The organism is Rhodoferax potami (assembly GCF_032193765.1).
Taxonomy (GTDB): Bacteria; Pseudomonadota; Gammaproteobacteria; order Burkholderiales; family Burkholderiaceae_C; genus Allorhodoferax; species Allorhodoferax potami.
In genome coordinates, this window is record NZ_JAVBIJ010000001.1 from 2,557,468 (window position 1) to 2,583,080 (window position 25,613).

22 protein-coding genes and 4 pseudogenes are annotated in these 25,613 nt (G+C 58.9%); 12 read left to right on the forward strand and 14 right to left on the reverse strand.

The window, feature by feature from the left end:
* The first annotated feature begins 61 nt into the window (after nt 1-61).
* Nucleotides 62-1,663, forward strand: a complete 1,602-nt coding sequence (tnpC, locus tag RAE21_RS12250; protein ID WP_313881599.1) for an IS66 family transposase — start codon at nt 62-64, stop codon at nt 1,661-1,663.
* A 192-nt stretch (nt 1,664-1,855) separates the two neighbouring features.
* On the opposite strand, the gene RAE21_RS12255 is transcribed toward tnpC, so the two are convergent.
* Complete coding sequence (locus RAE21_RS12255; protein WP_313881600.1) at nt 1,856-3,559, reverse strand: site-specific integrase; 1,704 nt, start codon at nt 3,557-3,559, stop codon at nt 1,856-1,858.
* 99 nt (nt 3,560-3,658) lie between these two features.
* Here RAE21_RS12255 and RAE21_RS12260 point away from each other — a divergent pair, with 99 nt between their 5' ends.
* The 7 genes from RAE21_RS12260 to RAE21_RS12290 all read left to right on the forward strand — a co-directional run bounded on the left by RAE21_RS12260 (nt 3,659) and on the right by RAE21_RS12290 (nt 9,862).
* Nucleotides 3,659-5,362 (forward strand): site-specific integrase, encoded by a 1,704-nt coding sequence (locus tag RAE21_RS12260; RefSeq protein WP_428984064.1) that lies wholly within the window; start codon nt 3,659-3,661, stop codon nt 5,360-5,362.
* A 78-nt stretch (nt 5,363-5,440) separates the two neighbouring features.
* Complete coding sequence (locus RAE21_RS12265; protein WP_313876443.1) at nt 5,441-5,821, forward strand: toxin-antitoxin system TumE family protein; 381 nt, start codon at nt 5,441-5,443, stop codon at nt 5,819-5,821.
* Nucleotides 5,818-6,180, forward strand: a complete 363-nt coding sequence (locus RAE21_RS12270; protein WP_313876442.1) for an HVO_A0114 family putative DNA-binding protein — start codon at nt 5,818-5,820, stop codon at nt 6,178-6,180. Before RAE21_RS12265 ends, RAE21_RS12270 begins: the two co-directional genes overlap by 4 nt.
* A 174-nt stretch (nt 6,181-6,354) precedes the next feature.
* Nucleotides 6,355-6,663, forward strand: a complete 309-nt coding sequence (locus tag RAE21_RS12275; protein ID WP_313881602.1) for a hypothetical protein — start codon at nt 6,355-6,357, stop codon at nt 6,661-6,663.
* On the forward strand, nt 6,624-7,619 hold the full coding sequence (locus RAE21_RS12280) for an IS1595 family transposase (RefSeq protein WP_313881603.1): 996 nt from the start codon (nt 6,624-6,626) through the stop codon (nt 7,617-7,619). Before RAE21_RS12275 ends, RAE21_RS12280 begins: the two co-directional genes overlap by 40 nt.
* A gap of 27 nt (nt 7,620-7,646) precedes the next feature.
* Complete coding sequence (locus tag RAE21_RS12285; RefSeq protein WP_428984065.1) at nt 7,647-8,297, forward strand: TOTE conflict system archaeo-eukaryotic primase domain-containing protein; 651 nt, start codon at nt 7,647-7,649, stop codon at nt 8,295-8,297.
* Between the two features lie 92 nt (nt 8,298-8,389).
* Entirely contained in the window at nt 8,390-9,862 is a 1,473-nt protein-coding gene (locus tag RAE21_RS12290; protein ID WP_313880209.1) for an IS5 family transposase, read from the forward strand.
* Between the two features lie 93 nt (nt 9,863-9,955).
* On the opposite strand, the pseudogene RAE21_RS12295 reads toward RAE21_RS12290, so the two are convergent.
* Nucleotides 9,956-10,192, reverse strand: a pseudogene (locus tag RAE21_RS12295) (IS5/IS1182 family transposase); the annotation flags it as partial.
* Nucleotides 10,193-10,326: 134 nt separating this feature from the next.
* Here RAE21_RS12295 and RAE21_RS12300 point away from each other — a divergent pair.
* Nucleotides 10,327-10,593 (forward strand): annotated as a pseudogene (locus RAE21_RS12300) (hypothetical protein); the annotation flags it as partial.
* Between the two features lie 381 nt (nt 10,594-10,974).
* Nucleotides 10,975-11,649 carry a response regulator transcription factor gene (locus RAE21_RS12305; protein ID WP_313881605.1) on the forward strand — a complete coding sequence of 225 codons (675 nt, stop codon included), beginning with the start codon at nt 10,975-10,977 and terminating at the stop codon, nt 11,647-11,649.
* A 165-nt stretch (nt 11,650-11,814) separates the two neighbouring features.
* Here RAE21_RS12305 and RAE21_RS12310 read toward each other — a convergent pair.
* The 6 genes and pseudogenes from RAE21_RS12310 to RAE21_RS12335 all read right to left on the reverse strand — a co-directional run.
* Nucleotides 11,815-13,056: pseudogene (locus RAE21_RS12310) on the reverse strand (IS5 family transposase); the annotation flags it as partial.
* Nucleotides 13,057-13,228: 172 nt separating this feature from the next.
* Entirely contained in the window at nt 13,229-14,002 is a 774-nt protein-coding gene (gene istB / locus RAE21_RS12315) for an IS21-like element helper ATPase IstB (protein ID WP_313881564.1), read from the reverse strand.
* Between the two features lie 20 nt (nt 14,003-14,022).
* Nucleotides 14,023-15,555, reverse strand: coding sequence for an IS21 family transposase (gene istA, locus RAE21_RS12320; protein ID WP_313881606.1), 1,533 nt, complete (start codon nt 15,553-15,555; stop codon nt 14,023-14,025).
* Between the two features lie 213 nt (nt 15,556-15,768).
* Nucleotides 15,769-16,005 (reverse strand): annotated as a pseudogene (locus RAE21_RS12325) (IS5/IS1182 family transposase); the annotation flags it as partial.
* 216 nt (nt 16,006-16,221) lie between these two features.
* Nucleotides 16,222-16,713: a C40 family peptidase gene (locus tag RAE21_RS12330; RefSeq protein WP_313875202.1), complete on the reverse strand. Its 492-nt coding sequence runs from the start codon at nt 16,711-16,713 to the stop codon at nt 16,222-16,224.
* Nucleotides 16,713-17,945 carry a multidrug effflux MFS transporter gene (locus RAE21_RS12335; RefSeq protein ID WP_313881607.1) on the reverse strand — a complete coding sequence of 411 codons (1,233 nt, stop codon included), beginning with the start codon at nt 17,943-17,945 and terminating at the stop codon, nt 16,713-16,715. Before RAE21_RS12335 ends, RAE21_RS12330 begins: the two co-directional genes overlap by 1 nt.
* Nucleotides 17,946-18,117: 172 nt before the next feature.
* Between RAE21_RS12335 and RAE21_RS12340 the strand changes: the two genes are divergently transcribed.
* On the forward strand, nt 18,118-18,864 hold the full coding sequence (locus RAE21_RS12340; RefSeq protein WP_313881608.1) for a substrate-binding periplasmic protein: 747 nt from the start codon (nt 18,118-18,120) through the stop codon (nt 18,862-18,864).
* A gap of 4 nt (nt 18,865-18,868) precedes the next feature.
* Here RAE21_RS12340 and RAE21_RS12345 read toward each other — a convergent pair whose 3' ends face one another.
* From RAE21_RS12345 to RAE21_RS12365, 5 genes are all read right to left on the reverse strand, one after another.
* Nucleotides 18,869-19,618 carry an SDR family NAD(P)-dependent oxidoreductase gene (locus tag RAE21_RS12345; protein ID WP_313881609.1) on the reverse strand — a complete coding sequence of 250 codons (750 nt, stop codon included), beginning with the start codon at nt 19,616-19,618 and terminating at the stop codon, nt 18,869-18,871.
* Nucleotides 19,619-19,711: 93 nt separating this feature from the next.
* Nucleotides 19,712-20,671, reverse strand: coding sequence for a GlxA family transcriptional regulator (locus tag RAE21_RS12350; RefSeq protein ID WP_313881610.1), 960 nt, complete (start codon nt 20,669-20,671; stop codon nt 19,712-19,714).
* Between the two features lie 10 nt (nt 20,672-20,681).
* Nucleotides 20,682-21,605, reverse strand: coding sequence for an EamA family transporter (locus RAE21_RS12355; RefSeq protein ID WP_313882702.1), 924 nt, complete (start codon nt 21,603-21,605; stop codon nt 20,682-20,684).
* A 14-nt stretch (nt 21,606-21,619) separates the two neighbouring features.
* A complete protein-coding gene (locus RAE21_RS12360; RefSeq protein WP_313881611.1) occupies nt 21,620-21,886 on the reverse strand; it encodes a DUF1272 domain-containing protein in 267 nt (88 codons plus the stop codon).
* Nucleotides 21,887-21,912: 26 nt separating this feature from the next.
* Nucleotides 21,913-22,485, reverse strand: coding sequence for an isochorismatase family protein (locus RAE21_RS12365; RefSeq protein ID WP_313881612.1), 573 nt, complete (start codon nt 22,483-22,485; stop codon nt 21,913-21,915).
* 228 nt (nt 22,486-22,713) lie between these two features.
* On the opposite strand from RAE21_RS12365, the gene RAE21_RS12370 reads away from it, so the two are divergent.
* A complete protein-coding gene (locus RAE21_RS12370) occupies nt 22,714-24,396 on the forward strand; it encodes an AMP-binding protein (RefSeq protein WP_313881613.1) in 1,683 nt (560 codons plus the stop codon).
* A gap of 67 nt (nt 24,397-24,463) precedes the next feature.
* Here RAE21_RS12370 and RAE21_RS12375 read toward each other — a convergent pair whose 3' ends face one another.
* The gene (locus tag RAE21_RS12375; protein ID WP_313881614.1) at nt 24,464-25,432 is read right to left on the reverse strand and encodes an MBL fold metallo-hydrolase; all 969 of its coding nucleotides are present in this window, start codon (nt 25,430-25,432) and stop codon (nt 24,464-24,466) included.
* Nucleotides 25,433-25,613: the final 181 nt, after the last annotated feature.

A 25,613-nucleotide genomic window follows, 5' to 3' on the forward strand; every position in this document is an offset into this window, starting at 1 on the left:
CCATTTTCAATCCGGAGAAGCACTCTTTTGCTTTGTCCCTAAAGGCCGCAAGATAAGGCCCATGTCGATGCCCAATACCAGCACTCCCACATTTACCGTCGAAACGGTCATGGGGCTGTCGCCGCAGAGCATCGCGCAGACACTGCAAGCACAGGCCGCCAGCATCAGCGCGCTGGAGCAGCAGCTCGAATGGTTCAAACGCCAACTCTTTGGCAAGAAGAGCGAGCGCTTTGCACCCTTGCCCGATGCGCAGCAAATGCACCTGGGGCAACTCCTGGGCGACCTCCCTGCCACTGATGCGCCCGAAGCCGACTCCGACTCCAACACCATCCCTGCACACCAGCGACGCAAACCCCGCAGCAACTTTGCCGACGAGGGCACGCCCGCATCGTTCTTTGACGAAACCAAGGTGCCCGTGCACACCATCGAGCTGGCCAACCCCGAGACCAAAGACCTCTCGCCCGATCAGTACGAGGTTGTCAGCCAGAAGGTCAGCCACCGCTTGGCACAGCGCCCCGGTGCCTATGTGGTGCTGAAGTATGTGCGCTCTGTCATCAAGCGCCACAACACGCAAACCCTGCACTGTGCGGGCGCGCCAACAGGCATCATTGAGAGCAGCCGCGCTGACGTGAGCTTGCTCGCAGGCGTTGTTGTTGACAAGTTTGCCTGGCACATTCCGCTGTACCGGCAGCACCAGCGCCTGAGCCAAGCGGGCTTCAAACTCAGCCGGGCGTGGCTGACGCAACTGGCGCAAAAGACCATTTCCCTGCTGGAGCCGATTTACGACACGCAGCTCGAGTCGATCCGCAACAGCCGGGTCAAGGCAATGGACGAGACCCCCATCAAGGCCGGGCGCAGTGGGCCCTGCAAGATGAAGTCGGCCTACTTCTGGCCTGTGTACGGCGAACTCGATGAGGTGTGCTTTGCCTATTTCGAGTCGCGCCGCCACGAGCACGTACAGCAGGCATTGGGGCTGCCAGGGGCCACAGATGCCGTGCTGCTCACTGACGGCTATGAGGCCTATGCACGTTACGCTGCCAAGACCGGCATTACGCATGCCCAATGCTGGGCGCACTGCAGGCGTGGCTTCTTTGAAGCTCTAGGGGCCGAGCCACAGGCCGCTGGCCAGGCGCTGCAGCAAATTGGCGAGATTTACGCCCAGGAAGAAGCCATTCGTGAACGTGACCTCTACGGGGATGCCAAACGAGAGCACCGTCTAAGCCACAGCAAACCGCTGGTGCAGAACTTCTTTGAATGGGTGGATTTGCAGTTCGAGCGGCAAGGCTTCCTGCCCAGCAATCCGTTGACCAAGGCATTGGCCTATGCACGCGAGCGCCGCGCGCAACTGCAGGTGTTTCTGGGCGATGCGGATGCGGCCATGGATACGAACCATCTGGAACGCGCCTTGCGCGCGATACCAATGGGCAGGCGCAATTGGTTGTTCTGCTGGACGGAGGTGGGCGCCAAGCACGCGGGCATCATGCAGAGCCTGATCGTGACATGCCGTTTACATGACATTGACCCCTACACCTACCTGGTTGATGTCTTGCAACGCGTAGGCCACCACCCCGCCTCCAGGGTTTCAGAACTGACGCCTCGTCAATGGAAGCAGCACTTCGCCGAGAATACATTGCGTTCACCATTACACGGTTTGGTAACGTAGGCAATAACGCTGGCCAGTGACCGGTTACCCTGAGATGACCGAACCTTAAGCTCGCTTTAAGCCCGCTTTTTTAGAATTGAAGCTTCTTCAACATCGGGAATCAGCTTTATGAATTTCAAAAAAACGGCAGATCGGGGTTGTAAGCCCAAACCTGATTTTTTTCCGAGGGTGTCTCAGTGACTGCCGCTTGGTTCAGCGCGCCTGTCCGCCGAAAGCTGCACCTAGTTGCTTCGCCCGCTTTTCCTCGTCGGTGTGCAGATAGATCGAGGTGGTCGACAGGGAAGCGTGACGGAGGTTGTCGCGGACCGTAGTGAGGTCCACCCCACGCTCCAGGGCGTGAGTGGCATGTGTGTGCCTCATCCAATGCGGGCTGGCCCGCCGCAGCTTCTCGGCGGTCGCCGGGCTCTGCTCCCGGATCACGTCCGCCACCTGGACGAAGAACCGTTTCATGACTGTCCACAGCCTCGGGGCCGTGATGCCCGTTGCGCTGTCCTGCTCCAGACTGCCCAATAGCGGGGTCGATGGAGCCCATCTGGACCGGGTGGTCGGCAGCCGGCGCTGCGCCAGATATCGGTCGAGCGCGGCACGCGCCATCGGCGGCAGGGCCACCTTGCCCGATTTGCCCCCCTTGCCGACCAAGTGCAGCCAGCGGTCACCCTTGGGGTCTTCCTCGATCATGCCAAGCTTGGCGTGGACAAGTTCGCTGGCTCGCAGCCCGGTGGCGTAGGCGAAGTCGAGCACGAAGCGCAGCCGATGGGCGGCCGCCAGCTCCCAACCGTAGGACCATTCCAGCGCCTCGGCGACGGCCTGGATCATCGACCATTCGCCCTCGGTGAAGGCCCGCATGGCTGCACGCGTATCGCCTTTGGCGACGCCGCGCACCTTGATGCCGGCGAACGGGTTGGTCAGTACATAGCGCTGCTGCATCAGCCATCGATACAGCGCACCGAGTACCGATAGCGAATACGCTATCGAGCGAGATGACAGGTCGCCCGCAAATGGTCGCCACTGCGGTGACGCGCGCGGCCGCGGCGGCCCGATCCACCGCCCGCGCGGCGACGGATGCCTCAGAAACGCACGGTAGGCCACCGCATCCTCGGTCGTCAGCGACGACAAGGCCCGCCTACGCTCGACGATCGCCCACAGGATCAGCCGTTCGGCTTCCTTGCGGTAGGCGTTCTTGGTGGCTGGCGATTCGTGCAATGCGAGCCAAGCCTGCACGGCCTCATAGTCGTTGTCTGCGGTGAGCGTGCATGTCGAACGCGGTGCGCGGAACGTTCCGCGCGAACCGTCGACCTCGTGCGGCACCGCCAGCTGCTCCCAAGGCGAGAGGTCCTGTGGCGCCTGGGCGACTACGAGCGCGCGGGCGCGCTCGGTTAGCTTCGGATGTGCCGCGAAGAAAGCCTCGATCTTCCGAGCGCCGGCCACCCCCAGATCGGGGACCGCAGCCCACCAGCGGCGCCGACGCGGGATGCGCACCGTCAACGCAGCCAATGTTTTGATGCCCTGCGTCTGCAGGGCGCGCACGGCGCGTGGCTCCAGCCACTGCGCGAGGTCGTCGCCGATCAGCGGTTCAGGCGTCGGCAATGACGGCAGCAACTCGATCGCGCGCGACACCGCGCGGGCATGCTTGCTGCGCTCGGACACCGGGTGACCGAACAGTGCCGCGAAATCCTCACGGTGCCGCCCCCTGGCCAGCGAGATCAGCTGGCGCCGAATGGCGCCGAGGATGCCTCGTGAGGACTGGCCGTCGGCCTTGGTGTGCCCGAGATAACGGGCCACGGCCTGGCGGGCGGACAAGCCTTCATACCAAGCCCGCAGCGCGGCCAGCGATGCCGCATCCGGCAGGCATTTGGAGTCCGCGCCTTCAGGATGCGAGGGCTGGCGTGTTTTCACGAAGGCCAGTTTAGACACAAAATAGTGATATTTCAATAAGAAGGCTTATCACAGCCGTAATTCCATTATTCTAAACTGGCATCCATGAAAAATCTGCCGATGTCCCCACCGCCCGGATTGGGAAACGATAAGCGCGCGGACGGCTTTCCCGGTGAAGCCGAACTGGCCGCCTTGCGTGGCTGGTATGCCGGTCTGTCTTCGCGCGAATCCGCGGCCCAATACCTGGAAACGCAGAAGGTCTCGGGAGAGTCATCACGAGGAATAATTGGAGGCATCCGTCGTCAATTGACCCGAATTGCCCGCCAGCGACACCGGGCTGATTTGGTGGCCCTACTTGACCATCCAGCGAATGAGCGTGCCCGGCATGCGAGGACCGTTGCCCATGCCATCGAAGCGCTGCGCATTGCCCCTGAGCCTGTGCCCAGGATTACCGACGACGTGAACCTGTGGCTCTCAGTTCGTGCTGCAAATGCCCTGTACGCCCAGGACATCAAGACCTTGGCACAACTGACGGTGCGGGTACCCAGGCGTCGGCGCTGGTGGACGGTGGTCCCTGGGCTGGGAGCACAAGGGGCCCGCCAAATCGAAGTCTTCTTTGCGGCCCACCCGCAATTGACCGAACGGGCGCGGGAATTGATGGTCAGCGAAACAGTACAGACAGTTGTTCCGTGGGAGCGCCTGCAAGTGCCGGAAGAACTCAACGGCACGCAAGGCACTTTCCGCGGGCCACCATCGGGCTGCACGCTCAGTGCCGACAATGACTATGAGGCCGTGCAGGCATGGCTGGCACTACACGAATCCAGTGCGACAAAACGGGCCTATCGCAAGGAGGCCGAACGCTTGATTCTGTGGGCCGTTTTGGAGCGTGGTCGCGCGCTATCGTCGCTCACAACCGAGGATGCCACTGCCTACCGGGGGTTCCTGCGCAATCCCACGCCACGCAGCCGATGGGTTGGGCCACCGCAGACACGGTTTTCTGCCGAGTGGCGCCCATTCGCGGCCGGGTTATCACCCCGTTCCACTGCGTACGCCCTGACTGTCATTGGTGCGATGTTTCGTTGGCTGATTGAGCAGCGCTATGTGGTGGCCAACCCGTTTGCCGGCATCAAGGTGCGCGGTAGCAGCCGAAGCACGCCCATGGATGAAGGGCGCGTTTTCTCTGAGGGTGAGTGGGCCATCATCCGGGCCATTGCCAATGGACTGGAGTGGTCATACGGATGGAAGCTTGCTGCCGCTCAGCGACTACGCTTTGTGCTGGACTTCGCGTATGCAACGGGTCTGAGGTCCAGTGAGTTCGTGGGTGCAACCCTGGGGCAGATTGAAACGGATGCCCAAGGAGACCATTGGCTCAAGTTGGTCGGCAAAGGCAGCAAGGCTGGAAAGGTGACCTTACCCCCGTTGGCTCGCGTGGCGCTGGACCACTACTTGATGCAGCGAGGTGTGCCAACAACACCAGCCATGTGGAAGCCGTCCACTCCGATCATTGCCGACTTGCAGGCCAATAATGGTCAGGATCGCATTACTTCGACGAGGTTGTGGAGCGTCACCAAGCGATTTTTCGTGACATCTGCGGATGCCATTGAGTCTGAGTCGCCGAAAACAGCTGAGAAGCTGCGCCGTGCAAGTCCCCACTGGATGAGGCACACCCACGCTACACATGCTTTGGCACGAGGAGCTGAACTGACCACTGTGAGAGATAACTTGCGGCATGCTTCGGTGTCCACCACTTCCGTGTACCTTCACACTGATCAAGCCAAGCGTGCGCGGCAAATGCGGGATGCTTTTGGGTCACCAAACGCCTAGCGCCTCAATGAACCAAGGGTTGGCACATCTACCCCAATTTGTCATTGAAAAGCTTATCAGTTCATGATAAGCTTTGGCATGGGTTCACAACGTTCACTGGCCATTGGTTTGGAATATTTGCTTGGCTTGGATGGCAATATTGAAGTTCAAAATGATGCAGGCTACTGGGTCAAGATGGAAGTTTCGAGTGCGGATGTGACGGCTGAGCGACCGCATGGCATCAGGTACAGCTTGACACTTCATGCGCCGGACAACACTCGGCTAATTGGTTTCGACAATGCCCATAGTGTGAGACCAGCAGGCTCGCGGTTCAAGCATGCTGGTAAAAGGTTTCCATACGACCATCGCCATCGACACGCTCTGGATGAGGGTGTGTTGTATGAGTTTGACACCGCTTACCAGTTGGTCAGTGATTTTTATGCTGAAGTTGATCGCGTTTTGAAAGAGGTCAGTCCATGAACAAGGTATTGAAGTTTGGTATTGCGCCAGTGCCTATGCAGCGTGCACGATCGCTGGCCATTGCGGCTGGAACACGCCAACGCGCCAAAGACGAACCCAACGTTTGGTTCCCCTCTGTGACCGCCATGGCAAGAGTCTTGTCAGATGAGAACATGGCGTTGCTCAAGGTCATTCGTGAGAGTCACCCAGACTCCATGGATGCCTTGGCCAAAACCGTGGGAAAACATGTACCCAACGTTTCGCGGTCGTTGCACACCATGGCTCAATATGGATTGGTCACACTAACCAAACATGGTCGAACGGTGATGCCCCAAGTTACCTCCGAGCGAGTTACGGTAGATTTCTCCTGGGGTGGGTGACATTGCATTCAAATGAGATCAGCCACTCATTGAAACCAATCGACATACGTCACAGCGAATAAATTGGTGGCTTTACCTTGTTTTGGGTGTGCAAAAGTAGCCAATTTTGGGCAAGCCGCCCCAGCCTCAAGTGGCCTGCGGATCGGTTTTTCTATCAAATAAAGCGAGCCGCGCATGTCAACGACAGAAGCAGAATTCATCCAGTTACGTGCTGAGAATGAAGCGCTGAAGGCACTGCTTGCAAAGCACGATATCGCGGTACCGCAACCGTCTAAATTCAACACTGGCGATGCTGCGCTGCAGCCAACTGCGAACGGGTTGTCGCAAACGGCAAAGGTTCAGCTCTTCCGACGACTCTTTCGCGGGCGAGATGATATCTATCCAGTTCGATGGATAAACAAGGCTCTGTCACCTTATCGTGTTGGTGAGTACACTTTGGCGCTATGCGCCGCCGAGATTTCCAGCGGTTGGTGGAGTCCTTAGAGTCCCTCAGCCCCCATCAATTGCGTCAACTGGACGAGACCGTAAGCAAGCTCGCCCAGCAAACTGCCGTGCGGGAGCTCGTAACTGCGCATGTGGAACGTGAGGGGCAATGCCCTCACTGCCAAGGTAATGCGTTCCAGCGGTGGGGGACTACTGCGTCCGGGGAGCAGCGATACCGGTGCAAGAAGTGCTTCAAGAGCTTCACCGGGCTCACGGGTTCCCCGTTAAACGGCCTCTGGCATAAAAGTCTGCTGCTGGAGTACGCCCAGTGCATGAAGGTCGGTTTGAGCGTGCGAGAGACTGCTGAGCAACTCGGACTGCACCGCAATGTGGTGTTTCGTTGGCGACACCGACTGATGCCGCCAAATAGCGCGCATCAACCCGAAGCATTAGAGGGAGTGGCAGAGGTCGATGAAGCCTTCTTTCGGGAGTCGTTTAAGGGTCTCAAGAAAGGAATGCCTCGAACAGCCCATAAGCGCGCTATGCCGGCGGGCAAGCGAGGAATCTCCAAAGAGCAGATTCCTGTACTTACAGCCGTATCCCGCGGCTCCCGCACAAGCTTCATGTCTGTGTTACCTGGTGTACCAAGTGCTTCCTCGATTACTTCTTCTTTGGGGCCGCTCCTGTCCAAAGATACGGTCTTGGTATCGGACTCAGCAAGTTCGTATAAAACCGCAGCCAAGAACTTGGGAATTGTTATCCGTCAAATCCCCAGGGGGACTCACAAGCTGGGGCCGTATCACATCCAGAACGTTAACGCTCTGCACAGTCGCATGAAGAGCTGGTTCAAACCCTTTAAGGGAGTTGCAACGAAGTACCTCCCTGTCTACTTGGCGTGGTTCCGGTTCTACGACGAGAGCGGATGGTCACGAGTCCCTGAAGACTTGATAAAGGATGTCATATCCAGACCGCGTGTGAGACCCAACGGCCCCTCTGAAACATCAACATTGGAGTAAATTCCAACACGATAAGGTGACAGAGCCATAAACAAAGCGGGCAAACCTGGGTATTCGCCCCTCTGCACCAACAAATGGAAACCCGGCGTTTGCAAATTGCCAGTAATAAAATGTAGCGTGTGCAGTTATAGCCTGTATGCGCCCATCACTGACGACATCATTCGCCAGCATCTTAGAGGCGAGATTACCGCCGGCATATACCCACTATTGGTCGACAATCGATGCCATTTTCTTGCCATCGACTTTGATGACGCGGACTGGCTCGAAGATGCCCGAGCGGTGCTACAAACCTGCCTCGACAATGCTCTCCCCGCAGCGCTGGAAATATCGCGCTCCGGCGAGGGAGCTCACCTCTGGCTATTCTTTGCGAACGCGACGCTTGCAAGAGATGCGCGACGTCTTGGCGCGGCGCTGATCAGTGCGACTTGCGCCCGCACTCGCCAATTGGCCCTTAAATCGTACGACCGATTGTTCCCAAATCAAGACGCCATGCCGAATGGCGGATTTGGCAACCTGATCGCCTTGCCGTTACAAAAGGAACCCCGTGACCTTGGACGCAGCGTCTTTGTCGATGAGAACTTGCAGCAACTTCCTGATCAGTGGGCGTTCCTTGAAAACATCAGGCCCCTACCGCAAAGCCTTATCGTTGTCCCTGCAAAACCCCTGCAACCCGCATGAACGCTTGTGATCTGGGGTGATTCCGGATGGTCAGAACTCTCAAATAGATATTCAATGGAGTCTGTTTTCTGGGAGTTTTTGAAAGCAGCGCCATGACCGATGACTTTTTCCGCAACCGCCTGGATCAGATGATCGATTTGCGCCACCCTCTGGCGGTGCTTGCTAACCGCATGCCTTGGCAAGAGATCGAAGCCTCCCTCGTCCAGCGCTGGGCACGCCAGGTCAAGTCTGGCAAGAAGATAGAAGACTTGGACTTGTTTGGTCCGGTCTCGGCCGTTGCCGGTGGCGGCGTCTCCAATGCCGGCCGTCCCCGTCTGCCCACCCGGTTAATGGTTGCCTTGCTGTACCTCAAGCATGCGTTCAATGAGAGCGACGAGGACGTGATCCAGCGCTGGGGTGAGACCCCCACTTGGCAGTACTTTTCTGGCAACGAATACTTTGAACACCAGTGGCCGTGCGACCCGACACAACTGGGGCGCTTTCGTAAAGCTCTGGGCGAAGAAGGCGTGGAAGAACTGCTGGCCCGCACCATGGAAGTGGCGGTCACCCTCAAGCTGATTGCCAAGAAAGAATTGACCCGCATGATCGTGGACTCCACGGTGCAAGAAAAAGCTGTGGCACATCCCACCGACAGCAAGCTGCTGGAGACCGCCCGATCCAAGGTGGTCGAGTTGGCCAAAGCCAATGGCATCGAGCTCAAACAGACCTACGCCAAAGAAGGCCAACTGCTGGGCTACAAGGCTGGGCGCTATGCCCATGCCCGCCAGTTCAAGCGCATGCGCAAAGCCATCAAACGCCAGCGCACCATCGTTGGACGGCTGCAGCGCGAGGTGGCTCGCAAGATGACCACGCTCAGCCAAGCCATACAAGAGACCTTGGGCCAGACCTTGGACAAGGCCAAACGCTTGGTCACGCAGACCGGCAGTCGCAAGGCAGTGGACAACCGCGCCAAGCTCTACAGCTGGCATGCGCCCGAGGTGGAGTGCATCTCAAAAGGCAAGAGCCGCAATCCGTACGAGTTCGGCGTGAAGGTGGGTCTGGCCATGACGCTCAAGGGCAATTTGATCGTGGGAGCCAGGAGCTTTCCCGGTAACCCGTATGACGGGCACACCATGCACGAGCAGATCGAGCAAAGCGCTATCCTGATGCAAGGCTTGGGGGTCAAGCCCGAGGTGGTGTACGCAGACTTGGGCTACCGGGGTGTGGACAAAGACAACCCGGACATTGAGATCAAACACCGGGGCAAGGACAAGCGGTTGACCGATGAAGAGCGCAGACTGCTCAAACGGCGCCAAGCGATCGAGCCGATCATCGGGCACCTCAAAGCGGATCACCGCATGGACCGCTGCCACCTCAAAGGCTCAGCAGGCGATGCACTGCACGCGGTGCTGTGCGCGGCGGGCTACAACATCCGCTGGCTGCTGCGGATGATCGCCCGGAAAGGCCTGGGCCTTTTGTTGTGCCTGCTGCAGGTGAGCGGTTTGACGGGCTTGTTTGAGAAATTGGCCAAAATCATCGGCCTCAACCGACTGCAAGGCTCAGATCGGCGCTGGGGGGTGGCTTGAAGTGAATTTTGCAGGGACGACTCCTTAGCTGCAAGCTATCAAAACGCCCGTTCACGTTGCCCGAAATGGCTGTTCACGTTCGTCCGAAATACCCAACCGGGTGGGCAGACGGGGACGGCCGGCATTGGAGACGCCGCCACCGGCAACGGCCGAGACCGGACCAAACAAGTCCAAGTCTTCTATCTTCTTGCCAGACTTGACCTGGCGTGCCCAGCGCTGGACGAGGGAGGCTTCGATCTCTTGCCAAGGCATGCGGTTAGCAAGCACCGCCAGAGGGTGGCGCAAATCGATCATCTGATCCAGGCGGTTGCGGAAAAAGTCATCGGTCATGGCGCTGCTTTCAAAAACTCCCAGAAAACAGACTCCATTGAATATCTATTTGAGAGTTCTGACCATCCGGAATCACCCCAGATCACAAGCGTTCATGCGGGTTGCAGGGGTTTTGCAGGGACAACTAATCAACAATCGAGCCGATCATCGGGCACCTCAAAGCGGATCACCGCATGGACCGCTGCCACCTCAAAGGCTCAGCAGGCGATGCACTGCACGCGGTGCTGTGCGCGGCGGGCTACAACATCCGCTGGCTGCTGCGGATGATCGCCCGGAAAGGCCTGGGCCTTTTGTTGTGCCTGCTGCAGGTGAGCGGTTTGACGGGCTTGTTTGAGAAATTGGCCAAAATCATCGGCCTCAACCGACTGCAAGGCTCAGATCGGCGCTGGGGGGTGGCTTGAAGTGAATTTTGCAGGGACGACCTAGTAGTCTATTTTTGTGGCATGTAATTCAACGCAAATCAAGGTCTTGGCAGAGATCATTCGTTAATTATTGAATAATGTTTGATATTCAAATTCTGCTTAATGGAGAATTTGGATGATGGGCACTATTTGCTTAAAAGCAAACCATGCGCATGCAGTAGATATAATCTGTTCCGTGAATATCGTACAAATGAAAAATAGTGTATATTGACGGTATTTATAGATATCAACTTAAAGGTAGTTGATTTTATAAAAATATAGATCATTTACGGCGTAAACGCAAGAATTTGCAAGAAATCTTTAAAAAAAAATTTAAAACTAACTAGTTATTTAGTTCTCCATTTTTCTTGGTAAGAGGCTATGATTATTGCAATTGTTGAAGATCATGTAGAGCTTAGGTGCGAGTTAGTTTATTATTTAACAAGGCATGGGCACAGTGTTTTTGGGTTGTCGAACTCGCTGGAGCTTGATTCTTTGATTAAAAATACAGTTCCAAGCTTGCTTTTTATTGATATTGGGCTTCCAGGTGAAAGCGGAATTGAGATAGCTCGTAGATATAACAGTACATCTGGTCTGAGCATCGTAATGCTGACGGCGTGCTGCGATGTTGAGTCACGTGTACGCAGCTTTGAAGCCGGAGCAGACACTTTTCTTTCAAAACCAGTGAGTTTCAGAGAGCTTGATGCTGTTATTCACAGAGCTGAATCCAGAAGAAACGCCACATCCAGTATTAGTTGTTGGCAACTTTTTCCGATAGAAAAACTTCTGGTTTCGCCTAACGGGCACAAAATATCCTTGACACTTACGGAATCCAGATTAATGAAAGAGCTATTCAGTCAACCAGAAAAAATCGCAAGTAGAAAATCTCTTGTTACTGCACTTGGCGCTAACTTTATGGTTTACGACGATCGAAGGATTGAGGTTTCTATCAGTAGGCTTCGTAAAAAAATTGAAGTTATTTCGGGCTTAAAGGCTCCAATTAAGTCCGTACGTAATATTGGTTACGGGCTCGAAAGCTCTTGTATTTTACGTTGATACAAACAAAATTTGAATCGTATCGTGACGCCGTGCAAAAATAGCGTGAGCAATATCTACCCAGCCTGCCCCGCATGTGGACAAGAAATCGTCATTGACTCTCGAAAGAAGATTTTCGAGTCACTGCCAGAGCGAGGCTACATCGTCGTCCCTGCAAAATTCACTTCAAGCCACCCCCCAGCGCCGATCTGAGCCTTGCAGTCGGTTGAGGCCGATGATTTTGGCCAATTTCTCAAACAAGCCCGTCAAACCGCTCACCTGCAGCAGGCACAACAAAAGGCCCAGGCCTTTCCGGGCGATCATCCGCAGCAGCCAGCGGATGTTGTAGCCCGCCGCGCACAGCACCGCGTGCAGTGCATCGCCTGCTGAGCCTTTGAGGTGGCAGCGGTCCATGCGGTGATCCGCTTTGAGGTGCCCGATGATCGGCTCGATCGCTTGGCGCCGTTTGAGCAGTCTGCGCTCTTCATCGGTCAACCGCTTGTCCTTGCCCCGGTGTTTGATCTCAATGTCCGGGTTGTCTTTGTCCACACCCCGGTAGCCCAAGTCTGCGTACACCACCTCGGGCTTGACCCCCAAGCCTTGCATCAGGATAGCGCTTTGCTCGATCTGCTCGTGCATGGTGTGCCCGTCATACGGGTTACCGGGAAAGCTCCTGGCTCCCACGATCAAATTGCCCTTGAGCGTCATGGCCAGACCCACCTTCACGCCGAACTCGTACGGATTGCGGCTCTTGCCTTTTGAGATGCACTCCACCTCGGGCGCATGCCAGCTGTAGAGCTTGGCGCGGTTGTCCACTGCCTTGCGACTGCCGGTCTGCGTGACCAAGCGTTTGGCCTTGTCCAAGGTCTGGCCCAAGGTCTCTTGTATGGCTTGGCTGAGCGTGGTCATCTTGCGAGCCACCTCGCGCTGCAGCCGTCCAACGATGGTGCGCTGGCGTTTGATGGCTTTGCGCATGCGCTTGAACTGGCGGGCATGGGCATAGCGCCCAGCCTTGTAGCCCAGCAGTTGGCCTTCTTTGGCGTAGGTCTGTTTGAGCTCGATGCCATTGGCTTTGGCCAACTCGACCACCTTGGATCGGGCGGTCTCCAGCAGCTTGCTGTCGGTGGGATGTGCCACAGCTTTTTCTTGCACCGTGGAGTCCACGATCATGCGGGTCAATTCTTTCTTGGCAATCAGCTTGAGGGTGACCGCCACTTCCATGGTGCGGGCCAGCAGTTCTTCCACGCCTTCTTCGCCCAGAGCTTTACGAAAGCGCCCCAGTTGTGTCGGGTCGCACGGCCACTGGTGTTCAAAGTATTCGTTGCCAGAAAAGTACTGCCAAGTGGGGGTCTCACCCCAGCGCTGGATCACGTCCTCGTCGCTCTCATTGAACGCATGCTTGAGGTACAGCAAGGCAACCATTAACCGGGTGCGTATTTCGGCGAAGATGAACGGCGATTCCGGGATCGTGAACATGGATTCCGGCCAATATGAACGCAGCGGCAGTGAGGAACTGATATTGCGCTCTTTTATTTTAGGCCGAGGTGGTTTTTCGGCAGAGTGACTCCTTGTCAGGTTGGTTGATTGGGGCTTTTCTTAATCAACCCGCCGCGGACTCAGCGTTGGCGGTTTTGCCTTTTCCGGGTGCAGGTTTCTTTCGCAACGACTCACCCGTGATCGTGAAGCGATGATGGTTCTCCATTAACCGGTCCAGCATCGCATCGGCCACTGTCGGGTCACCAATCCACTCGTGCCAATGCTCAATGGGCAACTGACTGGTAATGATCGTGGCCCGACTTGATGTCCTGTCATCAATGATCTCCAGCAAGTCCGCCCGGCTCTGGCTGTCCAGCGCAGCCATGCCCCAGTCATCGAGCAGCAGGACATCGGTTTTGCGGATCTGATCGAGCCACTTGCCAAACGTGCCGTTGGCATGGCGGATACGCAATTCCTCCCCCAGTCGTGGCACCCGCTGGTAGTGGGCACTGAAGCCCCGCCGGCACGCATGTTGGGCCAACGCACAGGCCAGCCAGGATTTACCCGCCCCGGTCGGCCCCGTAATCAGCACAGCATGTCCGCTTTGCACCCACCCGCCCAGGGCCAGACTCATCACTGCACTGCGTTGAATGCCGCGCCCGGCGCGGCTGTCAATGTCTTCGATAGCCGCTTGCGGATACTTCAGCCTAGCCTGTTTCAACAGGCGGGTTTGGCGCTTGTCATTGCGCCAGTGCACCTCCCTGTCTACCAATAGCGCCAACCGCTCTTCAAAGCTCATGGCCGCCACGCCTGCTTGACTGAGCTGCTCCTGCAGCCCCGTGGCCAAGCCCTCCAGCCTCAATTCACGCAGTTGGGCTAATGTCGTATTCATCATCATGGGGGTCTCTCCATTCGTCTCTATTGGTAATAGCCAGGCCCGCGCACGTGAGCATGTGCCGGGCTGCTCCACTCGGGGGCCTCGGTCTTAAGCAACTGATCCCCGCGGTTGACCAGGATGTCGCGGATATGGCTGTATTTGCAGGTGCCCAACTGCAGCGCCATCAAGCTCGCCGCTTCCAGCCTGGCATGGCCGTATCGGCGCCCCAGGGAGAGCAAACCCAAGCAGGCCCGGTAGGCATGTTCAGGGTGGCGCTGGCGCTCCAGCATCTTGCTCACTACCCCGGCCGTGGCCACGCCGATTTGCTCGCCCCAGGCCAGAAGCCGCTCCGGACTCCACTGTGCATGCGCCCGGTGTGCCTCTGGCATGTGTTCATCCGTCGTGGTGAAGCCGCCCCGGCGAGCGCTTCTGAGGTGGCTGCACACCCGCTGGCCCCGGTTCAGAATCTCCAGTGTGGTGCGGGTCACCCGCAGCTCCAGCGTCTGGCCCACCAGTGCATGTGGAACGCTATAGCGGTGGCCTTCAAACTCGACGTGATAGTCAATGTGTACTTTGACCGTCTTGAATACCGCAAGCTCAAACGGTTCAGGCGGCAGGGCCATCAATGCTGGCACATCCAGGGCGGTAAACGCGCTTGCCCGGCATCCGGGTAGCTTCTGAAACGGTTTGTTGTTCAGATACTCCAGCAAAGGGGCAATGGCTGCGTTGACCTCAGTGACGCTAAGAAACGATTGATGCCGCAGTCGCGCCAATATCCAGCGCTCAACAATCTGGACCGTGGACTCGACTTTGGCCTTGTCCTGCGGGTGGTAGGCACGCGCAGGTAGTACGCTGCAGCCGTAATGGCATGCAAAGTCCAGCACGGTGTCAGTAGCTCGGGGCTCGTAACGGCTGACCTGCGCAATCACTGCGCGCGGGTTGTCCGGCACGATTAGCTGCGGCACTCCACCATAGAAGGTCAGCGCCTTGACACACCCCTCCAGCCAATCTGCCGTGGTCTGTGCAGGTGTCGCCCACGCGAAGGCGTAACCTGAGGCGCCCAAGGCGGCCACGAAGATATTGGCTTTACCACCCTCGGCCAGCACAATGGTCGGGCCAGCGTAGTCAATGAACAGTTTTTCTCCGGCGCGATGCACTTGGCGCATTGAGCGCTTCAGTGTCTTGGCAAACCGGCGGTAGTGCTCGCAGAATTGGGTGTACTGGTAAGGCCTGACCTGGGTGTCTTCGGCCCACTTGGCGCAGTATTCTTGCCACAGCAGCATCAACGTAACGCCTTTGCCGCGCAGCTCCAAGTGCACCCGTGCGTAGTCAGGCGCAACAAAGACAACGGGCTCACTTTGCTGGCCCCGCAATTTGCGGTGTAACTCTCCCTCATCCAAGGTTTCTATGGCACTCCAATCCAGTCCTGCTGCAAGAGCCTGACGGATGTATTTGGAGATGACGCCTTTGGACAGTCCCAGGGCTTGGGATATCTGATCGTAGGGTAGCCTGCACTCCAGGCTCAATCTCAATGTTTCTTTAACTTTGCGCATCGCGATCTTTCGGGCGGGCATCCGGCCTCCTGTCAAAAATCAGGCAGCCTACCCGCCAGGGTGGTCTCATTTGCGCAACTTCAGTCCCCACTTCTATGCAGGCATACGCCTGCGCCACATTCGCTGTTCACGACTCCGAAATCAACGTTCACGATGCCGAAATCCTTAGCTGCAAGCTATCAAAACGCCCGTTCACGTTGCCCGAAATGGCTGTTCACGTTCGTCCGAAATACCCAACCGGGTGGGCAGACGGGGACGGCCGGCATTGGAGACGCCGCCACCGGCAACGGCCGAGACCGGACCAAACAAGTCCAAGTCTTCTATCTTCTTGCCAGACTTGACCTGGCGTGCCCAGCGCTGGACGAGGGAGGCTTCGATCTCTTGCCAAGGCATGCGGTTAGCAAGCACCGCCAGAGGGTGGCGCAAATCGATCATCTGATCCAGGCGGTTGCGGAAAAAGTCATCGGTCATGGCGCTGCTTTCAAAAACTCCCAGAAAACAGACTCCATTGAATATCTATTTGAGAGTTCTGACCATCCGGAATCACCCCAGATCACAAGCGTTCATGCGGGTTGCAGGGGTTTTGCAGGGACAACTAAGTAAATGGGATTTGGCGCAAATGCGCCAAATTACTTAGCCCTATCAACGCCAAGTCAATAGAAAAAACTCATCAAAGTTAAGCCCCCCTCAGGGCCGCCGGTAACTCACCTGCTGCTTGGCCCAGTACGACGAATTCAACCGATCCAGCCGCACGGTGCCACCGGTAGACGGCGCATGCACAAAGCGGCCTTCGCCCACGTAGATGCCGGCATGGTTGGCGCGGCCGTTTTGGGCGAATACCACCAGGTCACCGGTGCGCAAGCTGGGCGCGGGGATGCTGGTGCCCCAATCAATCAAACCACCGGTGGTGCGCGGCGCCACGACACCGGCGCGCTGTTGGTACACATAGCCAATCAGGCCGCTGCAATCGAACCCGCTAGCGGGTGTGTTGCCGCCGTAGCGATAGGGCGTGCCCACCAGGCCAATGGCCATGACGGTAACGTCGTTAGCCTGATCCAGCGTCAAGCGGGCAGCCGGCTGGGGTACTGCTGCAGGCGATGAAGGGGTCGTAGGCGCACTCGAACAGCCAGCCAACACCAGCACCGCGCTGGCAAGCAGCAAACCACACAGCGCTCGCATCACAACTCCTCCACGCGCCGTCCGATCTCGGGCCAGCGGCTGCGAATGAACACCCACGAGCACAGGCCCACGCACATCATCAGCACCGAGGCACTGGCCAAGCCGATGGTGGAATGCATGACCAGCGGCGACACCACCCCGGCCACGATGCCATTGGCCGTGGAGCCCACAAACATCTGCAGGCTAGACGCCATGCCCCGACGGTCGGGGTGCAAGTCCAGCACCAGCAAGGTCACCACCGGCACCATGAGCGCCCACCCGAAGGCGAAGATAGCGATGGGGAACAGCGCCCAGCTCACATGCGCCTTGAACAGCAGGTTGGCTACGAGGTTGATCACCCCGATGGCGAGCATGATGAGAAAGCCGTTGCGGATCTGGCGCTTGGGCGCAATCTTGCCGGCCACCCGGCCGCTGACAAACGCGCCGCCCATGATGCCGCTGATAGTGAGCACAAAAAACCAGAAAAACTGCTGGGGCTGCAACCCCAAGTGCTCACCCAAAAACACCGGCGCACTCAGCACATACAAAAACATGCCGTTGAACGGAATGCCGCTGGCCAGCGCCAGCAACAAAAAGCGCGGGTCGGAGCCCAGCTTCCAATACCCGGCCAACAGGTTTTTGACATGGAAGTGCTGGCGCTGTGCCGGTGGCAAGGTCTCTGGCAACAAAAAGTAGTTAGACATCCACAGCGCCACGCCGACTGCGGCCAGGAACCAGAAGATGCCGTGCCAGCTGGCATGAATCAGCAGCCAGCCCCCCACCATGGGTGCGATCGCAGGCGCCACACCGAAGAAGATGGTGACCTGGCTCATGACCTTTTGCGCCTGCGAGGGCGGATACACATCACGAATGACCGCGCGTGAAATCACAATGCCCGCACCGGTACACAAGCCCTGCATGGCCCTGAAGAAAATGAGCTGGCCGATGGTTTGCGACAGCGCACACCCGACCGAGGCAATAGTGAACGCTGCCAGCCCCCACAGCACCACCGGGCGCCGGCCGAAGCTGTCTGAAATGGAACCATGGAACAACGCCATGAAGGCGAAGCCGAACAGGTAGGCCGACAGCGTTTGCTGCATCTGCACCGGCGTGGCCCCCAAAGACTGGCTGATGCCGGCAAACGCGGGCAAATAGGTATCGATAGAGAACGGCCCCAACATGCCGAGCAAAGCGAGCAGGATGGAAAACGCCCATTGCGGGGCGCGCCAGAGTTTTTGGGCTTCGGGGGTCATGGAGTGCAGCAAACAGTACGGCTCGCTATTGAAACACGGGGCAAGGCAACGACGTGGAAACCGTTTTCAAAAACCTGCATACTTGCGGCCGCAACATTAGTTCACTTACTAGACAAAATCGCAAAAAAGGATTGCTTTGAAACGCTGGTTCGCATTCATGGGGAGGCTTTGCATGCTGGCGCTCAGCCTGGCCGGCAGTGCCTATGCGACAGCGCCTGTGATTCCGGTCTTCAGTGGCGATGGCTCGCCCCCCAAGATGTTTGTGCACGAGGGCGAGCAGCGTGGCGTGCTGATTGACATCTTGAACTACGCGGACAAGCAGATGCCGCAACACCGCTTCGAGCTGAGTTTGTACCCGTGGGCCAGGGCTTATATGGCGTCGGCATCAGGCCAGGGGGGCTTGCTGGGCATTTCCTGGACATGGCGGCGCGATGAGGTGTTTGATTACTCCGAGCCTTTGTTTTATGACGAGGTAGTGATCGTGGTGCGCAAAGGCCACGAGTTCAACTACCAAAGCCTGAGCGACCTGCAAGGCAAAACCCTGGGCACGGTGCGGGGCGCCAGTTTTGGCAGTGCCTTTGACCGCGCGCACCAAGACGGCGTGTTCTCGATCGACAGGGACAACGGCGCGCGCAACCGCCTGAGCAAACTCGCCGCCGGGCGGATTGACTGCGCACTCTTCAATGTGGGCAAGGCCGGGTTTCAAGAAACCCTGCGCCTCCACAAAATACCCAAAAGCCAGTGGAAGAACTTTGTAGTGCTGCCGGTGCCGCTGCGCCGCGACCCGAACTACCTGGCCTTCCCCAAAACCATGCAGATGGGCGATTGGCTGCGGGGGTTTAACGAAGTCATCCGGCAGGGCTATGCGCGCGGCGAAATACAAAAGATCATCGAGCGCAACCTCTACGCCAGCCAATAACCGACTACCGGGCGAGATAGCCGCCATCCACCGGGTAATACGCCCCGGTGACGAACGAGGCGCGGTCTGAGGCCAGCCACACGACCAGCTCGGCCACCTCGGCAGGCCGACCCAAACGGCCGGCAGCGTGGGCAGCCACCAGCATGGCGTGGGTGGCGGGGTCTTCGGAGAGTTTGCTGACCATGGGCGTTTCAATAAAGCCCGGGCCCACCGCATTCACCCGCACACCTTGCGCGCTGTACTCCAGTGCAGCCACCTGGGTCAGCCCCACCACGCCGTGCTTGGCGGCGGTGTAGGCCACCGAGCCGCTAAAGCCGACTGCGCCCAGCACCGAGGCCATGTTGACGATGGAGCCGCCACCATGCTTGAGCATGGCTTCAATCTGGGCCTGCATGCCGTAAAACACGCCATTGAGGTTGATGTTGAGCACGCGGGCCCAGCCGTCCAGCGGGTAGTCGGCCGTGGGCGCCGTGGGGCCGGCAATGCCGGCGTTGTTGACCGCAATATCCAGCCGGCCGTAATGCACGACCGCGCGCGCAACCAAGGCCTGCGCCTCGGCGGGCTTGCCTACATCGGCGGCCACAAATATGGCCTCGCCACCTTGCGCGCGGACCAGGGCTACGGTGTCGGCACCTGCGTCCAACTGCACATCAGACACCACGACACGGGCACCCTCACGCGCCAACAACAAGGCCACCGAACGACCTATGCCCGACGCAGCACCGGTCACCAGCGCCACTTTGTGTTTCAACATTGCATTTCTCCTGCCATGGACGTGCGGCAAGACACCGCATCAAAGCAGGTTAGAAGGTGCGGTGTGGCATGTCGGTTCGCTGCCGAACGGTCTTCAATCGGCCGCGCGGGCGCTGGCCGGCGAACCGGGCTCGTATTTGCGCCACACCCGGCGCAAGTCACGCGCGGAGGCAAAGCCACACGCCTCGGCCACCCGCTCGACCGGCCAGCCGTGCTGCGCCAGCAGTTGTTTGGCGCGGGCAATACGCAACTGCTGCTGGTACACCACCACGCTGATGCCGGCATGCTGCGCAAACAAGCGGGTCAAATGGCGCGGGCTCACGCAAGCCACATCCGCCAGCTCAGCCAAGGTCCAGTTGCGCTGCGGCTCGCGGGCCACCGCGTCTTGCGCGCGGTGCACTGCAGGGTGCATGTGGTTGCGGTGCGCCAGCCAGGGTGAAACCTGCGGGTCGTGGGTGCCGCGGCGCTGGTACATCACCAAACGGCGGGCCACGCGGGCGGCCAGTTCAGCCCCTGCCTCCTGCTCGATCAAGTACAGCGCGAGGTCTATGCCGGTGGTAATGCCCGCACTGGTGAGCACCTCGCCGTCGTCCACAAAAATGCGGTCAGACACCACCTGCGCGCGCGGGGCCAGGGCCTGCAAGTCGGCAATCAGGGTGTGGTGGGTGGTGCAGTGCCGGCCGTCAAGGCAGCCGGCTTGCGCCAGCAGCAAGGCCCCGGAGCAAATGCTCGCCAAGCGGGTGCCCGGTGGCAAAGCCTGCAGCCAGTGCACCACAGCGCGTGCGGCGTCGGTGGCGTAGTCCACCGCCTCGTTGCTGTTGCCCACCACCAGCACCAGGCTGCGCTCGGGCAAGGCGCTAGGCAGTGCCTCCAGGCCGGTCAGGCCGGTGTTCAGGGACGTGGGAATATCGCCCTGCGGGCCGCACGCGTGCAGCGCGATCGGTGCACCCATGTCACGCGCCATGCGCAGCGCCTCGGCCGGACCGGCGTAGTCCAGCATCAGCACATTGGGCGTGAGCACCAGGTAAATGTGAAGCGGTGTGGCAGCCGTCATGGTGTGCGCATTACTCAGACCGGCCGCGCTGCCAGCGCGCCACCCACGGCGCCAGCAGCGGCGCGCCGAACACATTGAGCAGCAGTCCCGCCATCAACAGCGCACCACCGGCAAAGTGCACTGGCCGCAGGGCCTCGCCGAACACCACCCAACCCGTGGTCAAGCCGACCACCGGCACCAGCAAGGTAAACGGCGCCACCCGGTTGGTGGCGTAGCGGGACATCAGGTGCGTCCACAAACCGTAGCCCAGCAAAGTGGCAGCCCAAGCCAAATAGGCGATGGCCGCGAAGGTGCTCCAGCCGATATTCTGCAAGGCCGTGGCGATCGCGTCAGGCCCTTCTATCACCAGCGACAGCGCCAGAAACGGCAGCGGCGGCACCAGGCTCGCCCACACCACAAAGGCCAACTGATTCATCGGGCCGTAGCGGCTGACGGTGCGGGTCACGATATTGCCGCAGGCCCACATGACGGCCGCTGCCACCGTAAGCAAAAAGCCCAGCAGCGGCATGGACACACCAGCGCCTGCCGGCCCTGCTGCGCTGCCAATCAGCACCAAGCCGCAGGCGGCCAGCAACAGCCCGGCCATCTGGTTGGCCTGCCAACGCTCTTTGAGCCACCAGGCCGCCAGCAACAGGGTAAAAAACGATTGCGACTGCAACACCAGCGACGCCAGCCCCGATGGCATGCCTACATGGATGGCGGTGAACAGAAATGCAAACTGCCCCACCGAAATGGTGAGGCCATAGGCCAGGTACCAGCGCAGGGGCACCTTGGGCGGCTTCAAAAACAACAGCGCCGGGAACGCGGCCAGCGCAAAGCGCAACGCCCCCAGCAACAAGGGCGGCACGCCCACCACCCCCACCTTGATGACGGCAAAGTTCACGCCCCACACCAGAATGACCAGCAGCGCCAGCCCCAAGTCTTTGGGCCGCATGGGCAAGGCTGCGCTCATGCAGATACCGCCGAGTCCGCTTGGGGCGCGCATCCCTGCGGCTTGAACACGCGCTCAGCGGAGGGCGGGTTGTTGGCCAGTTTGGCGGCCGGGCGCACCGGGCGGCGCACCAGCTCGCCACCACAATTGGGGCAGATGCCTTGCAGCTTGGTGTCGGCACAGTCCGCACAGAAGGTGCATTCAAACGAGCAGATCCGGGCATTCAGGGCGGCGGGCGGCAAATCGGTGTTGCAGCATTCGCAGTTGGGGCGGAGTTGGAGCATGGCGGTTTCGACCTCAGGGCGACGATTTAGTGGGCGGAAGGCAGGCCGGCGAGACAGGTATCGACATCGACGATACGCGCAAACCGGTCTTGCAAAACCAGCTCGGTGCGGGTGGTGATGTCTTCAGCGCTGAAGGTGCGCCCACTGCCGGCGTGGGTCATGGGGAAGGTCAAGGTGGCTTCAGACACAAAGTCCACGGCGTAGCCCAGGTCCGAGCCGACACGGGCGGTGGTTTCGCAACATTGCTCGGTGCGAATGCCGGAGATGAGGAGCTTGCCCACCCCTTGGCGACGCAGCCACAAGTCCAGCCCGGTATCGGTAAAGGCGTTGTGGGTGTGTTTGTCAAACCGCACATCCGGGTTACCGGGCAACCAGGGCAAGGGCTTCACAAACCCGGAGTCTTCGCGGAAGGGGCCGGCCAGCCCCACATGAAAGATGTGTACCACCGGCACACCCGCCGCGCGGCAACCGGCTTCCAGGCGCAGCAAAGCGGCCTCAAAGGGGCCCAGAATGCCCTGCTGCCAAAAGGGCATTTGGGTGAAAGATTGCTGCACATCAATGATGATGAGCGCGGGCTTCAGGGTAGATACGGAGGACATGGAAGGACACCTTTGGTTATACGGTGATCCAATGCTACCCGCCATTGAATATGCGCAAAACCACGATACACGACAAGCAGAGGACAAAAAACGCCAAACACGGCTCGACCAAAATGACCCACAAATAGTAGCCCCCCTCTATTCCAGGGGGACTTGGTCACATAAAGCTCTCTTTTGCGCTCAAAAGACCAGACAATGGTGCGAACAAACCATAACGAGGAGACAAAAATGGCCCAAGCCAAACTCATGCTGGACTACGTTTACAGCCACGAAACCACGCACGCCGATCAGATCTTCATGACCCAACCGGTCGGCGGTGGGCAGGTGGTGGACTACACCTGGAAACAAACCCTCGACCAGGCGCGCCGCATGGCCGCGCACTTGAAGGCGCAGAACCTGGAGCCCGGTGCGCGCGTCGCCATCCTGTCCAAGAACTGTGCCCACTTCATCATGGCGGAGCTCGCCATCTGGATGGCCGGTTGCACGACGGTTGCCATTTTCCCGACCGAGACCGCGGACACCGTGCGCTATGTGCTCGAGCACAGCGAGGCCAGCCTGCTGTTCGTCGGCAAGCTCGACACCTTTGACCAGCAGCAGCCCGGCATTCCTGCTGGCATGCCCATCATTGCCTTCCCGCTGGCCCCGAAGAACAGCTACGAGGCGTGGGATGCCATCACCGGCCGCACCAAGCCCCTGACCGGCCAGCCGGCCCGTGGCGGCAAGGACATCGCCATCCTGATGTACACCTCCGGCTCCACCGGACAGCCTAAGGGCGTGATGCACAGCTTTGAGCGCATCACCGCAGCGGCTGAGGGCATCAACAACGATACCCAGGCGCGCATTGGCTCCAACACCCGCAACCGCATGTTGTCTTATCTGCCCTTGGCGCACGTGTTCGAACGCGCGTGGGTCGAGTCGGCCACGCTGGTGAACGGAAACACCCAGCTGTTTTTTGCCGAGTCGCTGGACACCTTCATTCAGGACTTGAACCGCGCCAAGCCCGTCACGTTCATCTCCGTACCCCGCCTCTGGCTGAAGTTCCAGCAAGGTGTGTTTGCCAAGATGCCGCCCAAGAAGCTGGACCGGCTGCTGAGCATCCCGATTCTGGGCAAGATCGTGGGCCGCAAGGTGCTCAAGGGCTTGGGCCTGGACCACGCCTTGCTGGCGGGTAGCGGCTCTGCGCCCATTCCGGCTGAGCTGATTGCCTGGTACCGCCGCTTGGGCCTGAACCTGATCGAGGGTTACGCCATGACGGAAGACTTTGCGTATTCGCACAACTCCACCGACAAGATCAATGCACCCGGTTGCGTGGGTGTACCGCTCAAGGGCGTGGAAGTGCGCATCAGCGAAGAAGGCGAAGTGCTCATCAAGTCTCCAGGCCAGTTTGTGGGCTACTACAAGCGCCCGGACCTGGATGCTGAGGTGTTCACCGAAGACGGCTTCTTCCGCACCGGCGACAAGGGCGAGCGCCGTGCCGATGGCCTGCTCAAACTCACCGGTCGGGTGAAAGAGCTGTTCAAAACATCCAAGGGCAAATACGTGGCGCCTGCGCCGATTGAAAACCGCCTGAACGCCTGCAACCGCATTGAAACCAGCATGGTGTCCGGCGTAGGCCAGCCATCGGCCTATGCCATCGTGGTGCTGGCGGAAACCGTGCGCCCCCAGGTAAAGGCAGACCCCGCGTTCAAAGCCGCTGTCCATGCCGAACTCGAGCAATTGCTCGACAGCGTCAACGCGGAACTGCCGGACTACGAAAAGCTGCAAATGCTGGTGGTGGCACCGGAGCCATGGTCGATTGAAAACGGCATGCTGACACCCACCATGAAAATCAAGCGCGCCCGCATTGAGTCCGCGGTAGAGCCACAGCTCTCCAACTGGTATTCCGGCAAGGACAAAGTGCGCTGGGCATAAGCGCACAGCTGCGTTGCCAAACAAAAGGGGCCCTATAGGGCCCCTTTTTCATTACCGAGATGTTTGATTACTTCAAGGAGGAGTAATTCAGCGGCACCCAGATATAGCCTTTGCCATTGGCCGCGGGCCGCAGGTTACCCAAGCCGGGGAAAGCCACGTGGGTCACACCGACCATGTAGCCGCCTTTGGCTGCCTCTTCAAACGCCTTTGCGCGCTGCTGCTGGGCTGCGCTGTTGTCTGTGTCGAAAGCGATGGTGGCACTCGGATCATCAAACTGCACCGCGGCCAAGTGCATCAAGTCGCCCCAGAGCATGAGCTTTTCACCCTTGCTTTCGACCACATAGTTGGCGTGACCGGGGGTGTGGCCATAGGTAGACACCGCGCGGATGCCGGGCACCAGCTCAGTATTGCCCTCAAACGGCTTGAGCTTGCCGGCCGCCACATAGGGCTTGACCGAGGCCATGGCACCTTGGAAAAAGCCCCTGTTGCCTTCGGGCGCGGCGGCCAGATTGGCGTCGCTCAGCCAGAAGTCCACATCGCGTTTGTCGATGCGCAAGGTGGCGTTCGGAAACGCGATGCTGCCTTGCGCCATGAGCCCGCCCACATGGTCAGGGTGCATGTGCGTGATGTAAATCTCGTCCACCTGCTCGGGCTGGTAGCCAGCCGCCTTCAGGTTCGCAAGCAAGTTACCCAAGGTGGGGCCAAACAAGCCCGCTGCGCCGGTGTCCACCAGCACCAGCTTGCTGCCGGTGTTGATCAGGTAGGTGTTGACCGAGGTTTCCACCATCTCTTTGAGGAAGCCGCGCTTGAGCGCCTCTGCAATTTTCTCGGGCGGCTGGTTGTTCATCAGCTTGAGCATGGGCAGCTTGACCGTGCCGTCGGAAATGGCGGTGACTTCAAAGTCACCGACCATCACCCGGTAAAACCCGGGCGCCTGGGTCTTGACCATGGGCGCATCCGCCATAGCGTTGGGCGCGGCGATGGCGCCGGCGAGCAGGCCAACGGCCAAGGCGATACGGGAGAGTGTGCGTTGCATATCAAGGTGTCCTTTAATGAATCGGGGCGAAATTAAATTCCTGGCGTATGGTGCGCCGCTTTCAGCCTAGGGCGCCAGCACAAGGTTTTTGATTTCGCGCTATACCGAGGGCCTCACCCCTACTCTGATTGGTGGATTGAACTTCTTCGTTAGCACTCACCTCCAACGAGTGCTAATATAA